The organism is Streptomyces sp. CLCI03, from assembly GCF_053615355.1.
This window is the reverse complement of record NZ_CM132132.1, coordinates 7,482,871-7,506,670: the sequence shown is the minus strand read 5'-3', so window position 1 is coordinate 7,506,670 and position 23,800 is coordinate 7,482,871. Positions and strand designations below refer to the sequence as shown.

Annotated in this window: 19 protein-coding genes and 1 pseudogene; 8 read left to right on the top strand and 12 right to left on the bottom strand. The window is 70.9% G+C overall.

Translation table 11 applies throughout. The annotated features are described in order from the left end of the window. Positions 1-30: 30 nt before the first annotated feature. Positions 31-1,107, bottom strand: coding sequence for an AI-2E family transporter (locus tag ACWG52_RS34560; protein ID WP_389813015.1), 1,077 nt, complete (start codon positions 1,105-1,107; stop codon positions 31-33). A 132-nt stretch (positions 1,108-1,239) separates the two neighbouring features. Between ACWG52_RS34560 and ACWG52_RS34555 the strand changes: the two genes are divergently transcribed. Further along, positions 1,240-2,532, top strand: coding sequence for an MFS transporter (locus ACWG52_RS34555; RefSeq protein ID WP_389813012.1), 1,293 nt, complete (start codon positions 1,240-1,242; stop codon positions 2,530-2,532). Positions 2,533-2,552: 20 nt separating this feature from the next. Here the strand turns inward: ACWG52_RS34555 and ACWG52_RS34550 are convergent, their stop codons facing one another. The 4 genes from ACWG52_RS34550 to ACWG52_RS34535 form a co-directional block, all read right to left on the bottom strand. Continuing rightward, a complete protein-coding gene (locus tag ACWG52_RS34550; RefSeq protein ID WP_453126886.1) occupies positions 2,553-3,893 on the bottom strand; it encodes a DUF2252 domain-containing protein in 1,341 nt (446 codons plus the stop codon). A 101-nt stretch (positions 3,894-3,994) separates the two neighbouring features. Then, a complete protein-coding gene (locus ACWG52_RS34545; protein WP_453126885.1) occupies positions 3,995-4,168 on the bottom strand; it encodes a hypothetical protein in 174 nt (57 codons plus the stop codon). A gap of 502 nt (positions 4,169-4,670) precedes the next feature. Further along, on the bottom strand, positions 4,671-6,206 hold the full coding sequence (locus ACWG52_RS34540) for an alpha/beta hydrolase (RefSeq protein ID WP_453126883.1): 1,536 nt from the start codon (positions 6,204-6,206) through the stop codon (positions 4,671-4,673). Positions 6,207-6,296: 90 nt separating this feature from the next. Further along, the gene (locus tag ACWG52_RS34535) at positions 6,297-7,256 is read right to left on the bottom strand and encodes an aldo/keto reductase (protein ID WP_389813003.1); all 960 of its coding nucleotides are present in this window, start codon (positions 7,254-7,256) and stop codon (positions 6,297-6,299) included. 210 nt (positions 7,257-7,466) lie between these two features. On the opposite strand from ACWG52_RS34535, the gene ACWG52_RS34530 reads away from it, so the two are divergent. After that, positions 7,467-8,333, top strand: a complete 867-nt coding sequence (locus ACWG52_RS34530; protein ID WP_390136541.1) for an endonuclease/exonuclease/phosphatase family protein — start codon at positions 7,467-7,469, stop codon at positions 8,331-8,333. On the opposite strand, the gene ACWG52_RS34525 is transcribed toward ACWG52_RS34530, so the two are convergent. The 3 genes from ACWG52_RS34525 to ACWG52_RS34515 all read right to left on the bottom strand — a co-directional run bounded on the left by ACWG52_RS34525 (position 8,317) and on the right by ACWG52_RS34515 (position 15,249). Continuing rightward, positions 8,317-9,828 (bottom strand): Ig-like domain-containing protein, encoded by a 1,512-nt coding sequence (locus ACWG52_RS34525; protein ID WP_389812998.1) that lies wholly within the window; start codon positions 9,826-9,828, stop codon positions 8,317-8,319. The genes ACWG52_RS34530 and ACWG52_RS34525 overlap by 17 nt on opposite strands. Beyond that, a complete protein-coding gene (locus ACWG52_RS34520; protein WP_453129094.1) occupies positions 9,821-13,642 on the bottom strand; it encodes a bifunctional glycosyltransferase/CDP-glycerol:glycerophosphate glycerophosphotransferase in 3,822 nt (1,273 codons plus the stop codon). The genes ACWG52_RS34525 and ACWG52_RS34520 overlap by 8 nt, the downstream gene beginning before the upstream one ends. Before the next feature lie 356 nt (positions 13,643-13,998). After that, positions 13,999-15,249 (bottom strand): hypothetical protein, encoded by a 1,251-nt coding sequence (locus ACWG52_RS34515; RefSeq protein ID WP_453126882.1) that lies wholly within the window; start codon positions 15,247-15,249, stop codon positions 13,999-14,001. Between the two features lie 327 nt (positions 15,250-15,576). Here ACWG52_RS34515 and ACWG52_RS34510 point away from each other — a divergent pair, with 327 nt between their 5' ends. The 3 genes from ACWG52_RS34510 to ACWG52_RS34500 all read left to right on the top strand — a co-directional run bounded on the left by ACWG52_RS34510 (position 15,577) and on the right by ACWG52_RS34500 (position 18,489). Next, positions 15,577-16,782 (top strand): sensor histidine kinase, encoded by a 1,206-nt coding sequence (locus ACWG52_RS34510; protein ID WP_389812990.1) that lies wholly within the window; start codon positions 15,577-15,579, stop codon positions 16,780-16,782. Then, positions 16,779-17,444, top strand: coding sequence for a response regulator (locus tag ACWG52_RS34505; RefSeq protein ID WP_389812987.1), 666 nt, complete (start codon positions 16,779-16,781; stop codon positions 17,442-17,444). The genes ACWG52_RS34510 and ACWG52_RS34505 overlap by 4 nt, the downstream gene beginning before the upstream one ends. A gap of 568 nt (positions 17,445-18,012) precedes the next feature. Continuing rightward, positions 18,013-18,489 carry a macro domain-containing protein gene (locus tag ACWG52_RS34500; RefSeq protein ID WP_390136383.1) on the top strand — a complete coding sequence of 159 codons (477 nt, stop codon included), beginning with the start codon at positions 18,013-18,015 and terminating at the stop codon, positions 18,487-18,489. 97 nt (positions 18,490-18,586) lie between these two features. Here ACWG52_RS34500 and ACWG52_RS34495 read toward each other — a convergent pair whose 3' ends face one another. After that, positions 18,587-19,816: a GNAT family N-acetyltransferase gene (locus tag ACWG52_RS34495; RefSeq protein ID WP_390136381.1), complete on the bottom strand. Its 1,230-nt coding sequence runs from the start codon at positions 19,814-19,816 to the stop codon at positions 18,587-18,589. A 503-nt stretch (positions 19,817-20,319) separates the two neighbouring features. Between ACWG52_RS34495 and ACWG52_RS34490 the strand changes: the two genes are divergently transcribed. The 3 genes and pseudogenes from ACWG52_RS34490 to ACWG52_RS34480 form a co-directional block, all read left to right on the top strand. Further along, entirely contained in the window at positions 20,320-20,832 is a 513-nt protein-coding gene (locus tag ACWG52_RS34490; RefSeq protein ID WP_389812978.1) for a hypothetical protein, read from the top strand. A 412-nt stretch (positions 20,833-21,244) separates the two neighbouring features. Next, a complete protein-coding gene (locus ACWG52_RS34485; RefSeq protein ID WP_453126878.1) occupies positions 21,245-21,682 on the top strand; it encodes a HEAT repeat domain-containing protein in 438 nt (145 codons plus the stop codon). Between the two features lie 323 nt (positions 21,683-22,005). Beyond that, a pseudogene (locus ACWG52_RS34480) lies at positions 22,006-22,137 on the top strand (darcynin family protein); the annotation flags it as partial. Between the two features lie 49 nt (positions 22,138-22,186). On the opposite strand, the gene ACWG52_RS34475 reads toward ACWG52_RS34480, so the two are convergent. From ACWG52_RS34475 to ACWG52_RS34465, 3 genes are all read right to left on the bottom strand, one after another. Beyond that, the gene (locus ACWG52_RS34475) at positions 22,187-22,501 is read right to left on the bottom strand and encodes a hypothetical protein (RefSeq protein ID WP_389812973.1); all 315 of its coding nucleotides are present in this window, start codon (positions 22,499-22,501) and stop codon (positions 22,187-22,189) included. Between the two features lie 135 nt (positions 22,502-22,636). Beyond that, positions 22,637-23,002: an ArsR/SmtB family transcription factor gene (locus ACWG52_RS34470; RefSeq protein ID WP_030758679.1), complete on the bottom strand. Its 366-nt coding sequence runs from the start codon at positions 23,000-23,002 to the stop codon at positions 22,637-22,639. 182 nt (positions 23,003-23,184) lie between these two features. After that, complete coding sequence (locus tag ACWG52_RS34465) at positions 23,185-23,559, bottom strand: hypothetical protein (protein ID WP_030725676.1); 375 nt, start codon at positions 23,557-23,559, stop codon at positions 23,185-23,187. Positions 23,560-23,800 lie beyond the last annotated feature (241 nt).

Here is a 23,800-nt window from a genome sequence, read left to right as displayed (position 1 = left end):
AGCGACCGCCGGTGTCCGCCGGCCGCCCGCTCAGGCGTCGTCGGTCGTCGGGCCGGCGGATCCGACGGAGCCGAGGCGGGCGTCGCGCAGCGCCGTGTGCACCGACCAGGTCACCGAGACCAAGGGGACCGCGACCACCGCGCCGACCACCCCGGCGGCGATGGCTCCCGCGACCACCGAGATCGCCACCACCAGCGGGTGCAGCCGGACCGCCCGGCTCATCACCAGCGGATGCAGCAGATGGCCTTCGATCTGACCGATGACCACGATCAGCGCGACCACCAGGCCCGCGACGAAGGGCCCCTTCGCGGCGAGCGCGACCACGGCGGCGACCGCCAGCGCGACCGGCGATCCGATGAGCGGGATGAAGGCCGCGAAGAACTCCAGCACGGCCAGCGGCACCGCCAGCGGGACCCCCAGGAAGTACAGGGCCACCCCCACCAGCAGGGCGTTCGTCGCCGCGACGAGGACGATCCCCCGGGTGTAGCCGGTGAAGGTACGCCAGGCCGCGGCGCCCGCGATGCCCACGCGGGCGCGCACCGACCGGGGCAGCTGGGCGCAGAACCAGGACCACTGCCGGTCGCCGCCGTGCAGGAAGAAGAAGGAGCAGAAGGCCCCGAGGGCGAGGACGGTCAGGACGTGCACCAGGGCCCCGGCTCCGCTGAGTGCCTGGCTGAGCAGGGTGGAGCGGTGGCTCGACAGGTAGGAGCCGAGGCGGGACTGGAGGTCGGAGAGCGCGTTCGGGTTCAGCCGGAAGGGCGGCTTCTCCAGATACTCCTCGATGCTGGAGATTCCGTCGCGGAACTCCCGGGCCAAGGTGGTGCTCTCCCCCGCCACCGCCGTGCCGACCAGGGTCAGCACGCCCAGCAGGACCAGCGCGCTGCCGAGGAGGGTGACCGCGACGGCGACCGAGCGGGGCAGGACGCGGGCGAGGCGCCGGGTGGGCCACCACAGCAGGGCGGCGACGACGAGACCGAGGAAGAGCGCCACGGCGATCTCGTGGAAGCGGCCGAGCACGGCGAAGAGCGCGTAGACGGCGGCGCCGACCACCAGCAGGCGCCAGGCGTACGACGCTGCCGTACGCAGGAACGCGGACACCGGCGGCATGACCCATGGGTGCCACGGCGGGCCCGCGATGCCACGCGCCGGGCGCCGGATTCGCCCGTCCGTGATCGATAGGGGGCGGGTGCACGGAAAATCCGTTGCCGCGGCCGCGGCGTCCACGGACGATGGCATCTCGTGAGCGCTTCCCGATGGTCCGCCGTCCTGCCCGATTTCGCCCCGTTCCGATCCGGTCGGGACTTCAGGCTGCTGTTCTACCAGGGCACGGTGACGTACTTCGGTTCGTTCATGGCGATGATCGCGCTGCCGCTGCAGATCAAGCACCTGACGGACTCGCCCATGGCGGTCGGTGCGATGGGTGCGGTGGAGCTCGTTCCGCTGGTGGTCTTCGGGCTGTACGGGGGCGCCCTCGCCGACGCGGTCGACCGGCGGCGGATGATCCTGCTGACCGAGGCCGGGCTCGGGGTGCTCGCCCTGGTGCTCCTGGTCAACGCGCTGCTGCCGGATCCGCTGCTGTGGCCGCTGTACGTGGTCGCGGCGGGGGTGTCGGCCCTGAGCGGGCTCCAGCGGCCGGCACTGGACTCGCTGATGGCGCGGATCGTGCCGCATGAGCAGCTGACGGCCGCCGCGGCGCTCAACGGGCTGCGTTACCAGTTCGGGGCGATCGCCGGTCCGGCGCTGGCCGGTGTGGTCGTCGCCTTCGCCGGTCACGCCGCGGCGTACGCCGTGACCGTGCTCGGTTTCCTCGCCTCGGTACTGCTGTGCCTGCGGCTCAGTCCGGCGCCGCCGGTGAAGGGGGCCGAACGCCCGTCGTTGCGCGGGATCGCCGAGGGCGCGCGCTACGCGTGGAGCCGGCCCGTCCTGCTGGGGACGTACGCCGTCGACCTGGCGGCGATGTTCTTCGCCTTCCCGAACGCCATCTACCCCTTCCTCGCGGACGAGCTCGACGCGGTCTGGGCGCTGGGGCTGATGTACGCGGCCGGGGCGGTGGGCTCACTGGTGCTGGGCATGACCAGCGGCTGGACGTCCCGGGTGCGCCGGCACGGGCTGCTGGTGGTGTTCGGTGCGGCGGTCTGGGGCCTGGCGGTCGCGGGGGCCGGCGCGTCCTCCGGTATCTGGCTCGTGCTGCTGTGCCTCGCCGTGGCGGGTGCGGGCGACATGGTGAGCGGGCTGGGCCGGGCGACGATCTGGAACCAGACGATCCCGGAGGAGCTGCGGGGCCGGCTCGCGGGCATCGAGGTGCTGTCGTACAGCGTGGGACCGCAGCTGGGGCAGGTCCGGGCGGGCACGATGGCCGGCTGGACCGGTACCCGATCGGCCTTCTGGGGCGGCGGCCTGGCCTGTGTGGCGGCGGTGGCGATACTGGCCGCCCTGCTCCCGAAGCTGATCTCCTACGACGCCGACACCGACGAGGACGCGCTGCGCCGCCGGGCGGCCCGGGAGGCGGAGCCGAGCGGCGCACCGGCCTGAGGCGCCTGGCGCGCCGCCGGTCAGACGCCGGTGGTGGCGGTGATCCGGCCGTCGGCGACGGCGGCGGTCAGCAGCGCGTGGTCGGCGTGGGTGCGGTCCGCGTAGCGGAGCGCGAAACCGGCCACGGCGCGGTCGAAGGTGTCGCCGCCACCGAGGTAGCCCGCGATGGCGATGCGGTCACCGGTGCGGGCGTGCGCGCGGGCCAGGGCCCGGCCGCACAGCTCGGCGTACTGGGTGAGCATGGCCGGGGACATGCCGGCGATGTCGGCTGACCCCTTCATGTCGCGCAGCTGCCGGCCGTAGAAGTGGCGACCGGCGGGTCCGGTCGTCCAGCCGAGGAAGATGTCGCTCGCGGCCTGCATGCGCCGCTGACCGGCGACCACCCGGTGCCCTTGGTGATCGTGCCCGTCGTCCGGGAGGTGCCCTTGCAGGACGGACGGCACGGCCTCCTTGATCTGCAGGAAGAGCGGGTCGTCGGCGTCGCGCCCGAGCAGCAGCACGATGAAGCAGCGGGTCCCGACGCTCCCTACGCCGACCACCTTGCGTGCCGCGTCGGCGAGGCGGAACCGGTCGAGCAGGAGGCGGCGTTCCTCGGGGAGGGTGTCGCGGTACTTGCCGAAGACCTCGGCGACCTCCCGTGAGTCGGCCCGGGCGAGCGGCTCCAGCAGCGGCGGATCGTGGATGATGCGCCGGCGCCCGCCCTGGACCTCGGTGAGCTTGCCGAGCGCGCGCAGGCTGGTGCGACGGCGGGCGCGGGCCAGATTGGCCTCCACCCGGTCGCGCAGTTCCGGCGTGCGGATGAGCGGCAGCAGGTCGGCGGTGTCGATCCGGTGGTACCAGACGTCCAGCTCGCGGTGTCCGGCGAGCTCCCGGATCGTGCGGCGGTAGGCCCGGGCGGCGCGACGGGCCGCTCTCGCGGCGCGGTCGTCGCCGTGCCCGTTGTCGCGGGCGGCCACCGCGACGCTCGCCGCGAGCCGTTTGACGTCCCATTCGAAGGGGCCGGGGAAGGTCTCGTCGAAGTCGTTGAGGTCGAAGAGCAGGGCGCGTTCGGGGGAGGCGAACATGCCGAAGTTCAGCAGGTGCGCGTCCCCGCAGAGCTGGACGGTGAGGCCGGTCTGCGGCCCGGCGGCCAGGTCGGCGGCCATGACGGCGGCCGCGCCGCGCAGGAAGGCGAGCGGCGATGCCGCCATGCGGCCGTAGCGGATCGGCAGCAGCTCGGGCACCCGGTCGGTGCCCTGCCGTCGCAGTACGCCGATGGGGTCGGGCCGGTCCGGTGAGGCGGTCCACCGTCCGTGCGCGGCGCGGCCGGTGATCTTGCGTACGGCCCGTCCGCGCCGGAGCCGCTCAGCTGGACTGGTCATGCGCCGCTCCTCGTCGCCGGTCCCTCCTCATCCTCGCCGTACGGGTCCTGTCGCGCATGTCGCCGTCCCCGCAGCGGTCCGGGACGGGACGGCGGCCGCGGTCAGCTGTCCTTCTCGGCGAGGATCCGGTCGGCCGCGTAGTGCGGGCAGTTGAGGGTGTGCCAGGTCACCGACAGTGACCCCGCTCCGGTCCGCAGGGTCCGCACCACTCCGTCGGCGGCGGTGGCCTTGCAGAAGGGGCACATGACGGTCTCCGGGCGCAGTAGATCGAACATGCCGTGTCCTTCCCGCAGCTTTCTCACACCGGACCAGTCCAGAACTATCAAATCCGGCGCCATTCGGCCGCAGTACCCACAAGTACGGATGGATATCGGGGGCCACGGCCCTACGGATCGTGCGGTGGGAGGGGAAACGGGAGTCCCCTTGGGCAACCGCCCCACCCCGTGAGGAGCCGTGCGGCGGACCGGAGTTCACCTTCTGACCCGGGTCGGGGCGGCCGGGGCGGCCGTCACCCCGGTGAGGCGGGTGACGTCGTACGGGTTGCGCGGGACCGGGGCGATGACAGGAACCGGCACCGGCACCGCACCGGCACCTTTCCGGGAGGTTACTCGCGAGGAAACAGGGCCTTTGGCCATGGCGAGCACCCTCCGACCGAGAGCCCTTCGAATCTCATGATCGAATGCGAATTCGCCATGCCGATCGAAGGACATCTCGCATCCGGGACATGACTATGGAGTGCAGAGCGACGCGATGTCGGCAACACCGCCCGGGGCCGGTTCAGTTCGCGCAGTCCGTGTCCCGGGCCGGGCGGCGGCCGCTCGTGAGGAACTCGGTGACGGCCCGGTCACCGCACGCGTTGCCGTTGCCGAGGTACAGGCCGTGGCCGCCCTGCTCGACGGTGACCAGGCGGGCCCGGTCACCCAGCGCCTCGCGCATCTTCAGCCCGCCGGAGAGCGGGGTGGCCGGGTCCCGGCGGCTCTGGAGCATGAGGATGTTGGACGGGCCGTCGTCGGTGATCCGGGTCGGCTTCTGCGTCGGGGTCTTCCAGAAGGAGCAGGGCAGTACGTTCACCGGCATGCCGGCCGTGAGCGGGTACCGGGCCCGGTCCGCCTCGACCGCCCGCCGGTAGGCGGCCACGGGCGCGTCCGGCCACGCGACGTCGTTGCAGATGACGCCGACCATGAGGGCGGCGTCCGCGTCCGGGACGGGCGCGGCGAGTTCCCTCGGGAGCACCGGGGTCGCCGCCGGGTCCTGCGCCGCCCGCACGAGCCGGGCGAAGGGGGCGAAGGCGGCGTCGGCGTAGAGCGCGTTCTGGAGGGCCTGGCGCAGGCCGGTCCCGGTCAGCGGTACCCCGGGGGTCGTGGTCGTCCTCGGCTCCCGGTCCAGTCGGGCCGCGAGCGCCACGAGGAGCGGCTCCACCTCCTGCTGCCCCGCGGCCAGTCGCAGGCCGTCGCGGTCCCGGTCGGGGTGGGCCGCCCAGGCCGCGAAGTCGGGGAGGCGGTCCGCCGCGCCCTGCGCCATGTTCGCGAGCCAGCCGCGCGCGACCCGTGTCGGGTCGGGGTCGCCGCTGCTGTCGAGGACCCAGCGGTCGGTGTGTCGGGGGTACTTCTGCGCGTAGACGGCGCCGACGTACGTCCCGTACGAGGTACCCCAGGCGGAGAGTTTCCGCTCGCCGAGCGCCTCGCGGAAGCGGTCCATGTCGCGGACCTGGTTGGCCGTGGTGAAACTGCGCAGCTCGGGGCCGCCGTTGCGGGCGCAGGCCGCCGCGATGCGCCGGGAGCGGGCGACGTTCTCGGTGATCTCGCCGTTCGGGCCCGGCCAGGACCGCAGGCTGGTCAGGTACCGGTCCTCGGGGGCGAGGCCGCAGCTCGCGGTGGTACTGCCGCCCACTCCGCGCGGATCGAAGGCGACGAGGTCGTAGGCTCCGGCGAGTTCCCGCCGCAGTGCGTCGGCCTTCTGCGTCAGGCGCTGCACACCGGAACCGCCCGGCCCGCCGGGTATCACGACGAGCGTGCCGCGCCGCGCCTCGGGGCGGTCGCTACGGATCCGGGAGACGGCGACGGTGAGCTGCCGGCCGTCGAGGTCGTCGTAGTCGAGCGGGACGGGCAGCTCGGCGCACTCCTGGGCGGCGGGCGCGCCCTGATGGGTGCAGGGGTGCCAGTCGAGCCGCGGCGCGGCGGTCGCGGGTGCGGGCCGGGCAGCGGCCGGTGCGGCGGTCGCGGTCAGGGCGGTCGCCGCGGTGGCCGTGGCGAGGGCGAGGAGCAGAGCCTGGTGCGAGGCCCGGTGCGGGGCCTTGTGCGGGTGAGTCGTCATGGCGCAAGCCTTGTTGATCTCACCGCGGGGTCACATCCGGCGGGCCGGTCGGCCACCGGTGGGGCTAACCCCCGCTCCCCGGGCGTCGGCTCAGGGCAGCGGCACGCCTCGGGCCGTGATCCAGAGCTCGTACCACTCCTCGTGCGTGAGCTCGGGCTCGCGCAGCGCCGCGTCGGCGCAGGCACGGATCCGTTCGGGGCGCGCGCTGCCGATGACCGGCGCGATGGCGGCGGGGTGCCGCATCAGCCACCACAGCAGGACCGTCTCGGGCGTGGTGTCCTTCTTCCGGGCCAGCTCGGTCAGCAGGTCCGCGGTGGCGCGCTCGGCGGGTGTCTCCTGGAGGCCGGTGAAGCGGCCCTGCGCCAGCGCGCCCCAGGCCTGGAGGCGGATGCCGTGGTCGCGGCAGTGCTCCAGTGTGCCGAACGGGAACCCGTTCCGCGCCGAGTCCGGCGTGTTGAGCAGGACTCCGGCCTCGACCCAGGCACGACTGTGCAGGCTCATCTCCAGCTGGTTCGCCACCAGCGGTACGTCGAGCCGGGCCTGGAGGTGGGCGATCTGCGCGGCGCCCATGTTGGAGACGCCGAAGCCCCGTACGAGGCCCTGGCGGTGCAGGGAGGTCAGCGCGGCGGCCGTCTCGTCCACGTCCGCCAGCGGATCGGGGCGGTGCAGCAGGAGGACGTCGATCACGTCGGTCCGCAGCCGGGTCAGGCTCTCCTCGACGCGCCGCGCGATGCTCGCCCCGCGCAGGTCGTACATCCCGGGGCGGTCCTCGTCGCCCAGTCGGATCCCGCACTTGGTCTGGAGCGTGATGCGCTCGCGCAGCCCGGGCGTGCGCGCGAGCACCTCGCCGAAGACGGCCTCGGCCTTCCCGTGCCGGTAGATGTCGGCGTGGTCGAAGGTGGTGATGCCGCTGTCGAGGGCGGCGACGACGGCCGCCTCGGCCGCGTCGATGTCGGCCGGACCGTACGGGTCCGGGTCCCAGCTCCCGCCCAGGCCCATGCATCCGTACAGCACTCGGTCGCCGCCGGGGTTCGCACTCGCGTTCGTCACGGTCCCACCCTAAGCGGTCCCCGAGGTGCGCCTCGCGGTTTCCGACAGCGATGCGGAACGTCTCACACCGGGCCCGATGCACGGCCTGACCGGCTCATACCCAATGATGTCCGCATGCAGAGACACATGGAGACCGGACGGTGGTCGCGGCGGCGAACGCTCCGCCGCCGGTTCGGCCGCGCGGTGACGACCCTTGGCCTGTTGACCGCGGTGGCGTGCACGTCGGCGCAGACACCGGGGTCGGTGGCCGGCGGCGGTGCGGGCGCCGGGACGGCCGACGACGTCTCCGTGGCGACCTGGAACATGTGCGGCGTACGGCAGTGGGGCTGTGAGAAGACGGGTGGACCGAAGGAGAAGCTGGGGCAACTGCGCGAGCTGATCGATGATTCCGGCGTCCAGGTCCTGCTCCTGCAGGAGGTGTGCTCCGAGGACCTGACCTCCTTCGCCCGCTCCCTCGGCCCGCAGTGGCAGTCGGCCTTCGAACCGTACGCCGAGGTGGACGCGACCGGTCGCCGTACGTCCGTCGACTGCACCGGGCAGGGCAAGGGGCAGGCCGGCTACGGCCTGCTGGCCGGCTCCCAGCTCACCGACGTGGAGGCGATACCGACCGAGCAGCCGACGGTGGGACTGCACCGCGGGATCCTGTGCGCGCGGGTCCCGGCCCAGCGGCTGCGGGTGTGCAACGCGCACCTCTCGCTGCGGGAGAGCGACGACGAGCACCCGGACTGGGACTTCCGCGACGACCAGCTGAGCTCACTGTTCGCCGCCGCCTCCACGGACGCCGCTACGGTCTTCGGCGGCGACTTCAACTCCCCGCCGCCGGTGGGCGACAAGAACACGACCGCCTGGATCTGGCCGAGGGAGGCGTACACCACCTACCGCGAGTGCGACCAGAAGGGCAGCAAGCGGGCGGGGCGCGCCACCCTCAAGGACGGAACGAAGATCGACTACCTGTTCACCCAGCTCCCCCGCACCGCCTGCGAGGTGGTGGACACCAAGGCGTCCGACCACCGACCGCTGGTGATGCGGGTGACCCGCCCGCCCGAGGACCCGGCGAAGATCAGTACCGTGCGTTGAAGTACGCCCCCTGCGCGGGCACGGGGTAGGAGTTCATGATCAGGGTGAAGGGGACGGCCGTCCACGGCGAGGCGTTGCCGACGGCGTCCACCGCGATGGCCTCGACGAAGTGGTCGCCCTGGTTCCAGGCCCAGCCGGGCTCCCAGACCCAGCTGCCGTCGGCGCGCACCTCGCACGACCCCAGCGCCGCGCCGCCCTCCTGGAAGTCGACGCGGACCGCGCCCGTGGCGTAGCCCGAGAAGCCGACGGCGGGGCCCGACAGCTGCTGGTGGGCGGCCGGGGCGGTCACGGTCAGCACGAGGCGCTGCGCCGGCCGCGGCAGCGGCGGGGGCGCGGGCTCGTACTCGGGCAGGGCCGCGGACGCGTTCTCCACGGCGGTGAAGACCACTTCGGTGCGCTCGGTCTGGTAGTTGTTCGCATCGGCGGCGAACAGCCTGATGACGTGCCGGCCCTTGGGCCAGGGGGTGCTGCGTTCCCAGACCCACGTGCCGTCCGCGGCGACGGGCGCGGAGCCCTTGTGCTTGCCGTCCTGCCAGAAGCTGACGCGTACGGCGCCCACGGCGGTCCCCGTGAACCGGACGGTGTTGGCGGGGACCCGCTCCTCCGTCGTCGGCGTCAGCACCACCGGGCGGGGGAAGGCCTCGTCGCGCTGCACGAGTGAGGTCTGCGTCAGGTAGGCGTCGATCGCCGACGTGTCGCGCTGCGGCTCCTCGTAGCCGTTGCGGACCATGCCGAACCGGGGGGTGATGCCCTCGACGAGGAGGTTCAGCAGTCCTATCAGGGTGGGGAGGTTGCGCAGGGTGACTTTCCCGTGGTCGGTGATCAGGGGAGAGTCGTTGTAGACGAAGTTGAAGTTCTCGTGGCCCTGGAACAGCCTGACGAACGGCTCCACCTGGCTCGCGTACTGCTCGTCCTGGGGCGAGGTGACCAGATAGATGTTGGCCGAGCGGTTCGCCCCGCTGTGCACCAGGTCGGGGAGGACCGAGTCGAGGACGCGGACGTTCTGTTCCGTGGCCTCGCCCATCATCACCCGGACGGCCTCGGGGTTGCCCTCCTTGACGCGGGTACCGATCTGGAACTGGGGCACGCTGGCCACGATGTTCCTGAAGCCGTACTTCAGGCCGAAGAACAGGGCCGCGCTGCCGCCCTTGGAGCTGCCGAACATGGTCACCTGGTCCGGCGAGAGCGACAGGGCTCCCATGACGCGCGAGATGAGCCCGGCGACGGACTGCTCCAGGGAGAAGTCCATCCCCTTGCACAGGTAGTAGGTGTTCGCGCCGTCGAACAGGTCGCGGACCCACAGGATGTTGGAGCGCAGCAGGTCGAGCTTCCCGTTGGCCCAGCCGTACTCGTTGGTCGCGTAGCGGTTCGCGAAGACGACGACCAGATGACGATTGCCGTTGCGCGCGTGGGAGAACCGGTACTCGATGGGCACCGCCCCCGAGGTGTCCACGCCGGTGAAGACGCGGCGCGTGCTCTGGGCTGTCTTAGACATGCTCGGAATCCATTCTTCTCGCCGGCTGGCGCGGCACCTGACCGAGGGTGCCTCCGTTCCAGGGACCTGCCTGACCTGACTGACCTGCCTGAGCCGCTTGGCCCGCCTGACCCGCGTCGCCGCGCCGGCCCGCCTGGCCCGTCGGACCCGCCGCGCGGCCGCGGGCCGCTCCGACGGCCGGGGCCTGTGCCCGGGCGGGGTCGAGGTCCCCACCGGCGATCAGGATGCGATCGGTGAGCCGGGCCGAGGCGTAGCCGTCGTCGAGGTCGCAGAACTCCTGCTGGAACCAGCGGTAGCGGGCGGCGTAGCCCTGTTGGATGCGGTCGATGTTGCGGATCGCCCCGATCAGCTCGGGGGAGGTGTACACGAGGGGGCCGGGGGCGGACTGCTCGAAGTCGAAGTAGAAGCCGCGCAGGGTGTCCCGGTAGTGGTCCAGGTCGTAGGTGAAGAAGAGGATCGGCCGCCCGGTGTTGACGAAGTCGAACATCAGGGAGGAGTAGTCCGTGATCATCACGTCGGCGATGAGCGAGAGGTCCGCCATGTCCGGGTAGTCGGACACGTCGAAGACGAAGCCGTCGCCGGCTCCCGGTACGGGGTCGACCACGTTGGGGTGGCGCCGTACGAGCAGGACGTGGTCGTGGCCGAGCTGCGCCTTGGCCTCGTCGAGGTCGATGCGGAAGTCGAGCTTGTACTTGCCGGGCGCGTAGAACTGGTCGTCGCGCCAGGTCGGCGCGTACATGATGGCCTTCTTACCGGGCGGCAGGCCGATGCGGCGGCGTACTTCGGCCGCCCGCTGCCCGGAGTCCGCGCGGCGCAGGATGTCGTTGCGCGGGTAGCCGCTCTCGACCATCTCGCCGGGGAACTGGAAGGCCCGCTTGAGGATCGGGGTGCTGAAGCTGTTCGGGGAGACGAGCATGTCCCAGTTCCGCACCTCCTTCTCCACGCGCTCCAGGTACCGCTTGTCCGCGAAGTGCACGGCTTCGATGTCGTGGCCGATGCGCTTGAGCGGGGTGCCGTGCCAGGTCTGCACGACGACCTGGCCCTCGCGCTTCTCGAACCAGTCCGGGAGGTGGTTGTTGGCGACGACGTACTTCGCCCGGGCCATGGCCTCGTACCAGTCGGGGGACCACATGCGCACGGGCCGCGCGGTGGGGGGAACGTCCACCTGGTCGTCGCGCACCACCCACAGGTGTTCGAGGTCCAGGCCGCGGCGGAGCATCTCCTCGTGCAGCGCGCGCGGGCTGTCGGAGTACTGGGTGCCCTTGAAGGCGTCGAACAGCACGGCCTGGGTGACGGGCTTGCGGCGGGCCGCCGGATACGTCTTGGTACGCATCAGCTTCTGCCGGTAGGGGCCGCGGGCCTCGTCCGGCATCGCCGAGTGGACCAGCAGGGAGAGCCGGTCGTAGGCCTCGGACTGGAGCTCGTAGCGGCGCTCGTTGCTGCCCATCTCCCGCGGCAGGGTCGGGATCAGATCCTGCGTCATCTTGATCATGAGGTCGGCGGTGCGGCTCTCCGGGGTGACCGCGGAGGGGTCCTGGCGGCGCAGGAAGAAGTCCCAGCGGCCGGCGGCGAGCGGAATGTCGCCGGCCAGGGTGCGCATCGCGGCGGGGGTGACGACGAAGCGGAACTCGTCGCCCCGCCAGGTGATCGGGGCGACGCGCTCCGCGCCGTGGGCGCGGGAGCGGACGACGACGTGCGCCATGGCGTACTCGGACGCGTCGAGCATGTCCTGCGCGGCGTAGCCGACGACGACCTCCAGCGAGCCGTCCTCACGCCAGGTGGCGGACCGGGCCAGCGGGAGGGTGTCCCGTTCGAACAGGACGACGTAGCCGGAGCCGTTGCGGTGCACGAAGACCTCGCGGTCCCCGGCGTCGGTCTGCAGTCCGGCCGGCATCCGGTAGTGGCCGTCGGTGGCGTCCTCCGCCATGACGGGGTAGATGGCCGCCTTGCGTCCCTCGACGTGGAAGGTGGTCTTCCAGCCGTTGGCGCCGGTGTTCCAGGTCTCGGGGACCCCGTCCGAGGCGTTCGTGCGGTGTCCGGGGACGAGCGCCTTGACGGGTATGCGGGTGACGAAGAGGTACCAGCCCTCGCCGCCCGGTGTGAAGTGGACCCACGAGTCGTGGCGACCGGCGCCGCTCATGCTGGTGACCCGGAACTTGCCCCACTCGGGGAGCTTGGCGCCGAGGTAGACACCGCCGAGCTCGATGTGGTCGCCGACCATCCGGTGCCGGGTGATGCGGCAACGGACGGTCTCCACGCGGAGCTTGAGCTTGCCCTGCAGGAAGAGGGGCACCACGCGGATGTTCTTGTCGACGTACCGGTAGGGCGGGTTGGCCGCGCTGCCCGCGCCACCCCGGGCTATGCCCTTGTAGCGGAACAGGCCGCGGCTGAGCACGCCGGCCGCGACGTCCCAAGTGCCCTCGACCCACACGCCCTTGCGCTTGAGCCGGGACGTGTCGAAGCTGACCTGGAAGCCGGACCAGTCGTAGCAATAGCGGTTCTGGTTCGAGTACTCGGTGGCCTGCGGGTAGTAGGTGGTCTTCGCCTTGGCGACGACCACGCGGCCCTGCTTCTTGTTGCGGAGCGCGATCGCCTTCATCGACATGTGCCGCTTGTGCACGTTGATGAAGCGGACGTACGCCGAACCCTCCAGGGTCAGGTGGTCGTTGTCGTCCCAGGCCGCCCGCATCAGCGAGCCGTGGAGCGAGAGTTCCTTGTCGAGCCGGTAGGCGCTCTTGTCGAGGCCGATCGAACGGTCGCCGAGGTAGGGATAGTTGAGGTAGCGGTGGAAGCGTCGCTGAACGGGCAGGGGCCCGCCCTTGCGCTCGAACTCGACGACGTCGAGCAGTTCCTTCAGGCGCCCCTCGCGCACCAGCAGCCACTTGACCCGGGCGTCGGCGGGGAGTTCCTGGATGATGTCCGCGTCGGCCTCGTCCAGGAACTCGTTCGCCCACTGCATGAAGGCGTCCTGGTACTCCTCGTCGGCGTCCGGCAGCACCTTCAGGTGCAGCATCAGGTCCGACTTCAAACAGGCCAGGTCGTACTTGCGCTTGTGGTCCGAGTAGGAGCGGGCACGGTGGCCGGCGAGGAAGCGGCTGACCGACTGCACCGCGGAGACGCGGTCCTGGAGGTTGCTGAACTCGGTGTGCCGCTGGGTGATGGAGGGGGCCGCACCGCCCTCGCGTCGGCGCCAGAAGTAGACGATGTCCGTGAGGATGTCGACCTTGGCGGCGCGGAAGTGGGCGAACATGTTGACCCAGGAGTCCTCGTACATGACGCCCTCGGGGAACGCGATGTAGTGGTAGTCCCAGAAGGACCGTCGGAACACCTTGTTCCAGACGGTGCGGTCGTAGATGAGGTCCGGCAGTTTGGTGATGTGCGTGCCGCGCCTGCTCTTCTGCATGGGCGCCTTGTGCAGGGGGGACTGCCACCGCTTGGTGGAGTTCATCATCTGCACGTTGCCCGACACGAAATCGGAACCGGACCCTTCGAGGGTCTGCACGAGCAACTCGTACGCGTACTCGGGTATGACGTCGTCGCCGTCGACGAACGCGAGGAATTCGGCCTGGGGATGAGCGGCCCGAATACCGACATTACGGGCATGTCCCGGCCCCATCGACTCCTGACGCAGGAGCCTGAACCGGGGATCACGGCGGGCGAAATCGGCCGCTATGGCCGTCGAGGAGTCGGTCGAGCCGTCGTCGACCATGATCACTTCGAGGGCGGAGAACGTCTGCCTTGCTATCGATTCCAGACATTCCTGGAGGTATATCTCCACATCCTGGAAAGGCACGACAACACTCAGGCGGGGCATACCTGCCACTCAGAAAGCTCCTCGATAGACACACTTCTCACGGCGCACCGGAAGTCGCCGGGGCACGCCGCCAGACCCGCCCCTGAATCTGGTCACCACCGCTCCCCGAACACTCGACCCGCCCCACCGCACTCGACCGCACGTTTATACGACCTTCACAGCGCGTGCGCAGCGTAGGCCAATCACTTCACGGCGAGCAAGTATTCATGGGCGCTTCACAGGCTCAAGGCTTCGCGTATGCGAATGAGCGGCGCCCTCCCACATCTGCGGGGGAGGTCAACTCCGCCTGCACCCAGGGTGCGGCATGCGGAAGGGATGCTTCAATCGCCGCAGCACGGGTATTCGGGTGAGGTGGATCACCCCACCCGACACCACGGACCGAAGGCCAGGCCCGGGTCCGTCTGATCCTGTCGGGCGATCAGCAGCCCGCCGTCCATGTCGATCATCGCGATCGTGACCGCGCCACGGGCGTCGGGCGAGAGGGCCGGCAGCCCCGCGCACCGGTCCCCGACGGGGGCCCACCAAGTGCCGTACTGCTCGCCCTCCGTCGGGTAGGCGGCGATCTCCGGGTAGCCCTCGGCCCCCCGCTGCAGCAGGACGGTGCAGTCGTACCCGCCGATGCGCGTACGGGCGACGTCCACCGGGCCGACGCCGCCCGCGCCACCCAGCGGCATGAGCGCGGGCGCCACGCCGGGGCGGGCCTGCGGGCGGTAGGCGATGACGCCGCCGTCCGCCGGGTGGCGCCAGAAGTAGGTGCCGGTGCCGGCGCCCGTCTCGTAGGCGCTGTACGTGCCCTCCACGGCGTCGGCCTTCATGCGCCCGAGCCACCTGAAGTCGCTTCCCGGCATGTCCTGGCCCCAATACGAGGCGCCGCCGCGGAAGGTGACCAGGAACTCGGCGCGGCCCTGGGCGGTCACCAGGGGGACGACGGCTCCGCGGACCCATTTTCCTTGGTAGTCGGCCCAATTGGCCCATGCGCCGTCGGCGCGCCGGGTCCGACCGCGCGCTCCCACGCCGAACCGGGTGGAGAGGATGTGGAGCGCGCCGGTGCCGTCGGGGAGCACGATCGGGTCGCCGGGCGGGGGCAGGGGCGCCCCCGACTCCGCCCCGGCCTGCTCCTGGCCCGGGTCCTGGCCGTGACCCTGGCTGTGGTCCCGGCTGTGGTCCTGGCCTGGGGCCCGACCCTGCTCGCGCTTGCGCTCCGGGAAGGGGTTGCCCACCGCGCGCCAGTCACCGAGCGGGCGGCCCGTCTGGTACTGGGTGGCGATGATCAGCTCGCGGCCGCCCGGCGCACCCTCCCGGTGGCGGGTGCCGGCGAACCAGACGAACCCGTTGGAATCCTGGGCGAGCGTGAACCGGCCCGCCCATCCCTCGACGGGGAACAGGTCGGGGCCGTGCCAGATGTCGGAGCCGGGCGCGGACTCGGTCCAGCGCACCAGGCCGTCGGCGCAGCTCGCGTAGGCGGTGAGTCGTCCGTCCCTGCCCAGTCGGAGCCAGCTCCGGGCCGCGCTCCCGCCGTCGGCCGCCGCGGCTATCTCGGAGCCCGGCACCGCGGCCGCGGAGGAGGTGACACCTCGGTCCGCTTCCATCCGTCCGCGTCGCGCCATGTCCCGCCCACTCCTGCCCCAACTCGTACCTTTTGCCCGGCCTTACCCGGCGAGCCGTTGGACAATTTACGGCAGTGGGGCAACCAGCGGATGTCGGGGGCGCATGCCCACGACAGCCTCCGCTTCCCTGCAACCTAGCCTGATCCACCCGCCTCCACCAGCGGGTGCCGGCCGGACCTCGCCATCGGCCGGACCATCACCCGGACCATCGCCCGGGCCATCGTCCGCAAGCCGGAAAAGTCGGGTTCGGGTACTACGTGGGGAGTACGCCTGAAACGCTACGCCGGGGTGACGCAGGTGACGTGGGACGCCGTCTAGCGTGGCTGTATGGACGAGCTGCGCGAACGCCCGGGTCCCCCGTGGCGGCGATGGGTGGAGCGGACCGGGCGGGGCCCGGCCTGGCGCTCGGCGCTGTTCGTCTCCCTCTTCACGCAGATCGGCGCGGGCTGGGCGGCGCACGCGCAGAGCGGGCGGGTGGCGCTGGACGGCTTCGCCCGGCTGCTGCTGCTGATCGGGCCCGCCCTGCTCGTGGTGCGGCACCGGTACCCGGTGGCCGTGGCGTACGGGGTCAGCGTCGTCACCCTGGTCTATGTGGGTGCCGGCTATCCGTACGGTCCGGTGTTCCTCAGTCTGGCCCTGGCCTGCTTCGCCGCCGTCGTCGCCGGACACCGCCGGGCCGCCTGGGGTGCCGTCGGCCTGTTCTGGGCCGGGCACCTGCTCATCGGCCACTGGCTCTACCGGTGGCTCCCGCCCACGGGGGACGGCCCGAGGCCCTGGGCGCAGGAGGTGGGGGTCACCGCGTGGGTGCCGGCGGTGCTCGCCGTGGCGGAGCTGGTCCGCGTACGCCGGGAGCAGTGGGCCCGGGAGCGGGTCGAGCGGGCGGCGTCCGAAAGACGCCGGGTGGACGAGGAACGGCTGCGGATAGCCCGGGAACTGCACGACGTCCTCGCCCACAGCATCTCGGTGATCAACGTCCAGGCGGGGGTCGGGCTGGCCCTCCTCGACTCCGACCCCGAACAGGCCCGTACGGCGCTCGCCACCATCAAGGCGGCGAGCAAGGAGGCGCTGGGCGAGGTCCGGCAGGTCCTCGACACCCTGCGCTCCCCCGGCGAGGCGCCGCGCTCCCCCGCGCCCGGTCTGGACCGCCTTCCCGAGCTCGTGGAACAGGCCGCGACGGCCGGGCTGGGCGTGGACGTCTCGACCGACGGGCAGGCGCGGGCACTGCCGCCCGGGGTGGATCTCGCCGCCTTCCGCATCCTCCAGGAGGCACTGACCAACGTGATGCGCCACTCCGGTGCGCGCACCGCCCGCATCCGCCTCGTCTGGCAGCCCCACGCCCTGGAGCTACGGGTGGACGACGACGGCCCGGCCACGGGCGGCGCCCCGGACGATGGCGGCAACGGCCTGGTCGGGATGCGCGAGCGGGCCGCGGCCCTGGGCGGCACCGTCGAGACCGGCCCGCGACCGGACGGCGGCTTCCGGGTGGTCGCCGTACTTCCGCTCAAGACCGACGCGTTCGAGGAGGACCTGTGATCCGCGTACTGCTCGCCGACGACCAACTGCTCGTCCGGGCCGGTTTCCGGGCCCTGCTCGACGCCCAGCCCGACATCGAGGTGGCCGGCGAGGCCTCCGACGGCGACGAGGCCGTACGGCTGGTCCGGGAACTGCGTCCCGACGTCGTACTCATGGACATCCGGATGCCGGTGCTGGACGGACTCGCCGCGACCCGCCGGATCGGCGAGGACGAGTCCCTGGCGGCCGTGCGGGTGGTCATGCTCACCACCTTCGAGCTCGACGAGTACGTCTTCGAGGCGATCCGGTCGGGCGCCTCCGGCTTCCTGGTCAAGGACACCGAACCGGATGAACTGCTACGGGCGGTCCGGGCGGTGGTCGCGGGCGACGCCCTGCTGTCCCCAGGCGTCACCCGCCGGCTGATCGCGGAGTTCGCGGCCCGCTCGAAACAGCCCGCGACGGCGGCCGGACTGGGCCGACTCACCGACCGGGAAAGGGAGGTGATGGCGCTGGTGGGCATGGGCCTGTCCAACGAGGAGATCGCCCGCCGCCTCGTCGTCAGCCCCCTCACGGCGAAGACGCACGTCAGCCGCACCATGGTGAAACTGGGCGCCCGCGACCGCGCCCAGCTGGTCGTCCTGGCCTACGAATCCGGCCTGGTCCGCCCCGGCTGGCTCAGCTGATCGGCCACCGCTCCGACAACTCACGGACCGCTACCGCGCCGAGTCGTCCCGGCTCTCGTCGAGCGCTTGGGCCGCCCTCCCCCGCTCGTCCCCCGTCCGCACCGTCCACGGTCGAGACCCCGTCGGCCGGCCGGGGCCGTGCCAAAGACCCGAGCGTGCGCGCGTGCGGAAAGCGAGGGCACCGAGATCAGTAGAGCCGGCGGTCCAGGTGCGCCGGCCAGGAAAACCCTCATATCCTGTGAAGGCCGCCTGGTCGATCTCCTTCAGCTCCTCGGCCGGCCGCTTCAGCTCGGCGAAAGCCCGCTCTTCCTCCTCTTCGGAGAGGTACTCCTCGGGGCCGTCCGGCTCGCTGAGAAGCTCTGAGGCGGTGACGCGGTGTCCTCGGTGAGGCGGTAGAGCGAACCACGGGACGTGCGCAGGACCGGATCGGCCTCGCTCTGCACCACGACCCGCCCGACGAGGCGCGGAGCCACCGGTCAAGGCCTCCCCGCGATAGGGCGCAGGGGCAGGGGCAGGGGCAGATCACAAATCCCTGGACTTCCGGAGGCGGGCGAGACCAGGATGGCCCGTGGAATCTTTGAAGATCATCGCGGGGGATGCGACCAACCCGCAGGCCAAAGGCCCGAAGGTCATTGCGCACATCTGCAACGACCTCGGCGGATGGGGCAAGGGGTTCGTCCTGGCGATATCACGTCGCTGGCCCGAACCGGAGCGGGAGTACCGCCGGTGGCACCGTGAGCGCGCGGGCAACGACTTCGCCCTCGGAGCGGTGCAGTTCGTACACGTCAGAGCAGACATCTGGGTTGCGAACATGGTCGCGCAGCGTGGGATGCGGACCGGAAGCGGCGGTCCGCCCATCCGCTACGAAGCCCTGGAACGATGCCTGAACTCCGTAGCCGAGCACGCCCTGGCCCACAACGCCTCCGTGCACATGCCCCGCATCGGGTGTGGTCTCGCCGGAGGGAAATGGGAACGCGTCGAGCCGGTCATCAGCAAGACCTTGGGCGCGCGCGATGTCGCCACCACGGTCTACGACCGGGCGTAGGGCTGTTCGCCCAGCCCGCTCCGCAGAAGACGATCCGCCGCCCCGTTCGAACCAGCACCCGTATCGCCTTGACCTGGACTTGGCGGCGAGCGCGCGGTCAGAACCAGTGCAGGCAGTGCGGGGGACGGTCGGTGCGGAAGAGGGCGTCGGCGAGGGTGACCGTGCTCGGGTGGTGGGCCCGGATGTGTCCGGCACGCACGAGCGTGCTCGGGGTGGTGCCGCCGAGGTAGATCGAGCCCAGGTCACGCACGTCCAGGGACAGGTCGGGCTCCCGGTCTGTCGGGATGCAGTCGGCCTTGCCGTCCTGGACGGTCAGCAGGTAACGGCCGTGCTCGCCGAGGAACGGGTCGTCGACGTCGAGGACGAGTTCGCCGTCCGTGAACCAGCCACGTGCGGTCAGCGCACCCGGGATGTCCAGCAGCCGCACCCAGAGCCAGTCCATCACGCCGTTCACCTCGCCGGCGCGGAAGTCCGCAAGCTGCCAGCGCAGCGGGTGTTCGGGCGGGACGTGCCTGAACACGACCTGAGAGACCAGGTCGTGTCCGAGTGCGAACCGGGCCAGGGCGGTGAAGACGGCGGGGTCGGTGGCGATGGTCTCGTCGACCGTCAGGGTGCCGGACTCGACCGAGTAGCTGGCGTACCCGTCGGGGATGCCGTCGGCGTCCCGGTGGACGGCGACGTGGCGCGGCGCCGGCGATATCGGGGGCTGCCCCGCGCGCAGGGCCCACCAGCGGTGCGGCCGGGACAGCGCGCCGGGCTGGGCGCGGCGGTAGCGGTCGTAGACCTCTTCCAGGATCTCGCCGCACTCGGCACGCCGCAGTACCTCGACCGAGGTGTTGTCCGGTCCGGGCGCTGGGGCGCCCGTGACGGTGCGGGCCCGGGGAACGGCGAGGGCGGCCCGGTGGCGCGGCACCGTCAGCCGCTCTGTGTAGGTCGCCGGTCCGTAGCCGAACCTGCCGTAGATGGAGGCCTCGGAGGCCAGCAGCACGGAGAGGAATTCTCCTCGGGCCCGGAACTCGGAGAGCTGGTGCCGCATCATCGTGCTGAGCACGCCTTGGCGCCGGTGGGAGGGCAGGACGCCGACAGCGGTCACCCCGGAAGCCGGGATGACGGTCTCACCGGGCAGGGTGAGTTCGAAAGAGTGCGCGGCGGCGGTGCCGACGGGCCGTCCGTCAGCGGTCAGGGCGAGCAGACAGCGGTCCGTTTCGAGCGCCGACCACCAGAGCCCACCGCCGTCGATCGGGGTTTCCGGGAAGCGGCCGAACGCGGCATGGACTGTGTCAACGAAGACGTCGAGATCCTTGTCGGTCGTAGAACGGATCTCCATCGCTGCCGTGCCTCCTCGGGATACCGGCACCACGACTCGTGGTGACCGACCACAGTGCCGTGTTGACCCGTCGCCAGACGAATTATGGCTCAGCCCGGGCCGGTCACAGCACAATCCGGTCCCGGTCCAACGTCGGGGGTGGGTGCGGTGATCGGCGGTCGGTCGATCGTGAGCGAGGTGTCAGGCCGCACCGGGCCGTAAGCGTCCGCCCCGACGGACGCGGGTGAGGTGATCACGTCGTGTCCGGTCTCGGCTTCGGCATGCCCACCGGCACCGGCCTGCACTCGGATGCTGAGTCGATCTGGTCGATTTCGGACTGGGCACGGCGAGGCCCTTCGTCTTCTCGGCCGGCGCGGCGTTCGACCCTGAGCAACTCCCTTGGCTGTGAGACGTCGTCGCCGAAGACAAGCGGTCGCCCCCCTTCGGATGATCCGTAGGAATGCGCGGTACGGATCTGCAGGTACGGGCTGTGCAGAGTCGAGCGGGCCGCCTACCGTTCGGAGGTGAGCACCTCTTTTCAGACGATCGTTGACCTGGACGCGACCGCCGAGGACGCCGTCGCCCACGGGGAGCGGGTGGCGGCATGGCTGGTGCGCGAGGCCATCGTGGGGCTGCCGGACCACGCGCCTGGGCCGCGGTGGGAGCAGGCGACCGGGTTCCGGGAGGCGAGCGGGAGCGATGGGCTGACCGTTGTCACCGGGCGCACGGTGTTCTTCTCGCCGCAACACGGCGGAGCACCCATCTGTCCGTACTGCGCGGTGGCATTCGGGGAGGGGCACCGTGAGGTGTTCTCGCCGGCCATGGACGAATGGTGGGACACCGGCTGTGCCGACGTGCCGTGTCCGGCCTGCGGCCGGGCGGTGCCGCTGGCCGCATGGGAGTGGCCCGGAGACGGGCTCGCCTTCGCATACCTGGGGTTCGAATTCCGGAACGGGCCCGCGCTGCTGCCGGAGTTCGTTGCGGAGCTGAGCAGGGTGCTCGGGCACCGCACGCGGTTCGTGCGGGGAAGGATCTAGGTCTCGCGGTTCCGGGTCCGGCCGGTGTTCCGTGGCGTGACGTATCCGTCGAGTAGGGACCGTGGAGCCGGGTCCACGATCTGCCACGCCCCTCAGCGTGCGACCGGGGCCCGCGAACAGGGCTACGACCTGCAGAAGGAACCACCGACGACACCTTCACCGAGCCCCGCGTGCCCCGAATCGGAGTTCCCGTAGGAACCGCGCCCACCTACGCCGCCGCGGGATCCGCTGCAACGTCCCTGACAAGGGCGATCAGTTACGTAACCGCGCTTCGACCCGGTCGCACTCCTTGACCGGAGGTCTTCCCGTCCACGGTCACCAGTCCCGGCCGGCGACCAGCACTCTCACATCCGGCCACGCATGACTGAGGGCCGAAAGGGCGGGCGAAAGGGGGTATGCCAGAGTGAGAACCATGACCCGTTTCGAGAGGGATGACGAGCTGACCCCGTACCTTCAGGGGTCTACTTCGGCGTCATGGTCTGTGAGAGCGGCCGCAGGCCGGCGTCTGGCCGCCGTCGCGGAAACTCCCGAAGTGGCTGAGGTCTTGCGCCGACTGTTGCTGGATGGTCGCGACACCTTTGTCACTCAAGAGACGGCGGAGGCTCTGCTCGGACGCTGGGACGTGCTGGGTCTGTGCATGGTGCTGGCCGCGCTCGCCCGCGCGAATGACGACACCGGCGATCACCTTCATGCTGCGATCCTCAATGTCTGCGGCCAGTCCGCCGAGGACGGGGAACGGCTCGCGGCACTGTGCTCAGCGTTGGCATCGGATCCGGACGACGCCGTGAGCGGGGAAGCCCGCAAGATTTCGAACCACCGCGGTCGCCTGACCTCTACCGACCCTGAGTGAGGATCCGGACGCACCTGGCGGATCCACTGGGTCAGCAGGAGGCCGACTCTTGGTGAACCGGGTGTTCAGGTACGGCTTGATCGGATCCAGGACTCCGACTGGTCCGCGTTCGTGGCGAGTTCGCCCACCACAAGGTCTGCCGCCCCGTAGCCCTACCCTGCAGCCATGCCGAGGATCAGGCCGAGCAGGAGGCGCAGGACGGCTGACACAAAGCCCCGTGACACGGCCTGGTGTGGGACAGGTCTCAGTCCCGCAGGACGTTCCGTGCCCGGTCGAAGGCCGAGTCCTCCTTCCTGTCGAACTCCTCCTTCGTGAAGACCGGGCTCCTCATCGACACGCTGCGCGAGACCCCGTTCTGGGACCGCTACTTCACGGTCGTCGATCTCCTGGTCGGTACGGAGAACGGCTACGCCCGCACCTACGGGGTCGAGGCCGTCACCACCATCACGACCTGACGCGACACCGAACACGCGGCGCCGGTGCGACCGGCCCGTCGCTCGCCCCTCAGAGGCGGTAGGGCCAGACGCTGACACCGCTCCGGTCTGCGCGGACCTCGATCCACGACCCGTCGGCGTCATCCGGCAGCGCGGGCTCTGCGACGTCGAACAGGACGGATGTCGCGCCCAGCTCCAGGAACGCCGCGCCGTCCTCGGTCAGGTTCAACCGTCCCTGGAAGACGATGTGGTCGCCGTCCTGCGACAACGCGGGTCCGGCGGAATCCGCCGGACCCGCGTTGGTCCCCCAGACGATGTCCTCATCGACGGTCCACTCGACGTGGTGCTCTTCGCCCGCCGCCCCGAGGGCACCTTGCCAGAGCACCACTGCGGTCCCCACCGCCGAGCGGACACGAACCGTCGTGGGCGTCGACGGGCCCTGTCGTACTTCTTCCACCGTGACCAACACCCGATCATCGTCCACGATCCCCCTCGCGACCGAGTACGGCGCGACGGATGCTCAGCGGCCGGCGACCTTGTCCGTGCGGTCCGTCTGCGGTCCCAGTTGCTGCAGTTCGGCCAGGAGTTCGCTCTGGCCCGTGAGGAGCTCGGTCAGGATGCGGCGCGCCGCGCGCAGGAGGTCGGCCACGTCGCCGCCGGCGAGGGCGTAGCTGACGGTCGCTCCGTCCCGGATGGACACGACGATGCCGGACCGGCGCAGGACCGCCAACTGCTGGGAGAGGTTCGACGCCTCGACATCGATCGCGGCCAGGAGGTCGCGTACGGGTACGGGGCCGTTCTGCAGGAGTTCCAACACGCGGATGCGGACGGGGTGTCCGAGCATGCGGAAGAACTCGGCTTTCGCCTGGTAGAGGGGTACCTGCATTCCCATGAGTGCTCCTGCTGTTGCTTCAAACCTTGCTTGGGGGGCGCGGGGCTTCCGGTCGGCCGGCCACCCATACATTCATACGGACGAGCCCACGCACGCCCGGCGATTACCTGTTTCAGATGTGCCGGATTGAAGAATTCTTCAACTCATGGGCATGCGTGGGCGCGAAAATGCCGGGTTCAGAGCTCCAGGGCGGCCTCGATCCGCTTGAGCTGGTGGCGGGCCATGGCCAGGTTGGACTGGCCCTTGTCCAGGACGAGATACAGGAAGAGGCCGCCGTGCCCCCGGCCCTTGAGGAGCCGGATGAGGTGGTACTGGCCGCCGAGGGTGATCAGGACGTCCTCGATCTCGTCCTTCAGGCCCAGCATCTCCATCGTGCGGACCTTCGCCCGGATCACATCCGTGTTGCCGGCGGCGGCGACCGTGAGGTCGAGCTCCTTGCCGCCGCCGAGGGTCCCCAGCGCCATACCGCTGGTGTAGTCCACCAGCGCGGCTCCCATCGCACCCTCGATCGAGGTCATCGTCTCCTTCAAGGAGACCTCAACGTTCGCCATCGGTATTGCTCCCTTGCCTGCTACGGACTCCGCCCGGTGATCGATTGCCGGTGACACCGGACGGCTTGTGATCCAGACGCTACCGAGCGTGCGTGGCGGCGTCCGGGGAACGGGGGATTGCGTGGAATGTGCGCATCGCACCACCCTGCCCCACCCGTCCCACCTGTCCCACCCGTACCGGCGCGCCCGTACCTGCGCGCCCGGCCGGGACCTCCGACCGGCCGCAGCTGGGGTACTCCCG

Bases quoted from the DNA above. Each gene is read 5' to 3' on its own strand.
- ACWG52_RS34510 (WP_389812990.1), top strand. From the start codon at position 15,577: ATGGACGAGCTGCGCGAACGCCCGGGTCCCCCGTGGCGGCGATGGGTG.
- ACWG52_RS34470 (WP_030758679.1), bottom strand. From the start codon at position 23,002: ATGCAGGTACCCCTCTACCAGGCGAAAGCCGAGTTCTTCCGCATGCTC.
- ACWG52_RS34515 (WP_453126882.1), bottom strand. From the start codon at position 15,249: ATGGCGCGACGCGGACGGATGGAAGCGGACCGAGGTGTCACCTCCTCC.
- ACWG52_RS34525 (WP_389812998.1), bottom strand. From the start codon at position 9,828: ATGTCTAAGACAGCCCAGAGCACGCGCCGCGTCTTCACCGGCGTGGAC.
- ACWG52_RS34550 (WP_453126886.1), bottom strand. From the start codon at position 3,893: ATGACCAGTCCAGCTGAGCGGCTCCGGCGCGGACGGGCCGTACGCAAG.
- ACWG52_RS34495 (WP_390136381.1), bottom strand. From the start codon at position 19,816: ATGGAGATCCGTTCTACGACCGACAAGGATCTCGACGTCTTCGTTGAC.
- ACWG52_RS34560 (WP_389813015.1), bottom strand. From the start codon at position 1,107: ATGCCGCCGGTGTCCGCGTTCCTGCGTACGGCAGCGTCGTACGCCTGG.
- ACWG52_RS34485 (WP_453126878.1), top strand. From the start codon at position 21,245: ATGACCCGTTTCGAGAGGGATGACGAGCTGACCCCGTACCTTCAGGGG.
- ACWG52_RS34520 (WP_453129094.1), bottom strand. From the start codon at position 13,642: ATGCCCCGCCTGAGTGTTGTCGTGCCTTTCCAGGATGTGGAGATATAC.
- ACWG52_RS34540 (WP_453126883.1), bottom strand. From the start codon at position 6,206: ATGACGACTCACCCGCACAAGGCCCCGCACCGGGCCTCGCACCAGGCT.
- ACWG52_RS34545 (WP_453126885.1), bottom strand. From the start codon at position 4,168: ATGTTCGATCTACTGCGCCCGGAGACCGTCATGTGCCCCTTCTGCAAG.
- ACWG52_RS34465 (WP_030725676.1), bottom strand. From the start codon at position 23,559: ATGGCGAACGTTGAGGTCTCCTTGAAGGAGACGATGACCTCGATCGAG.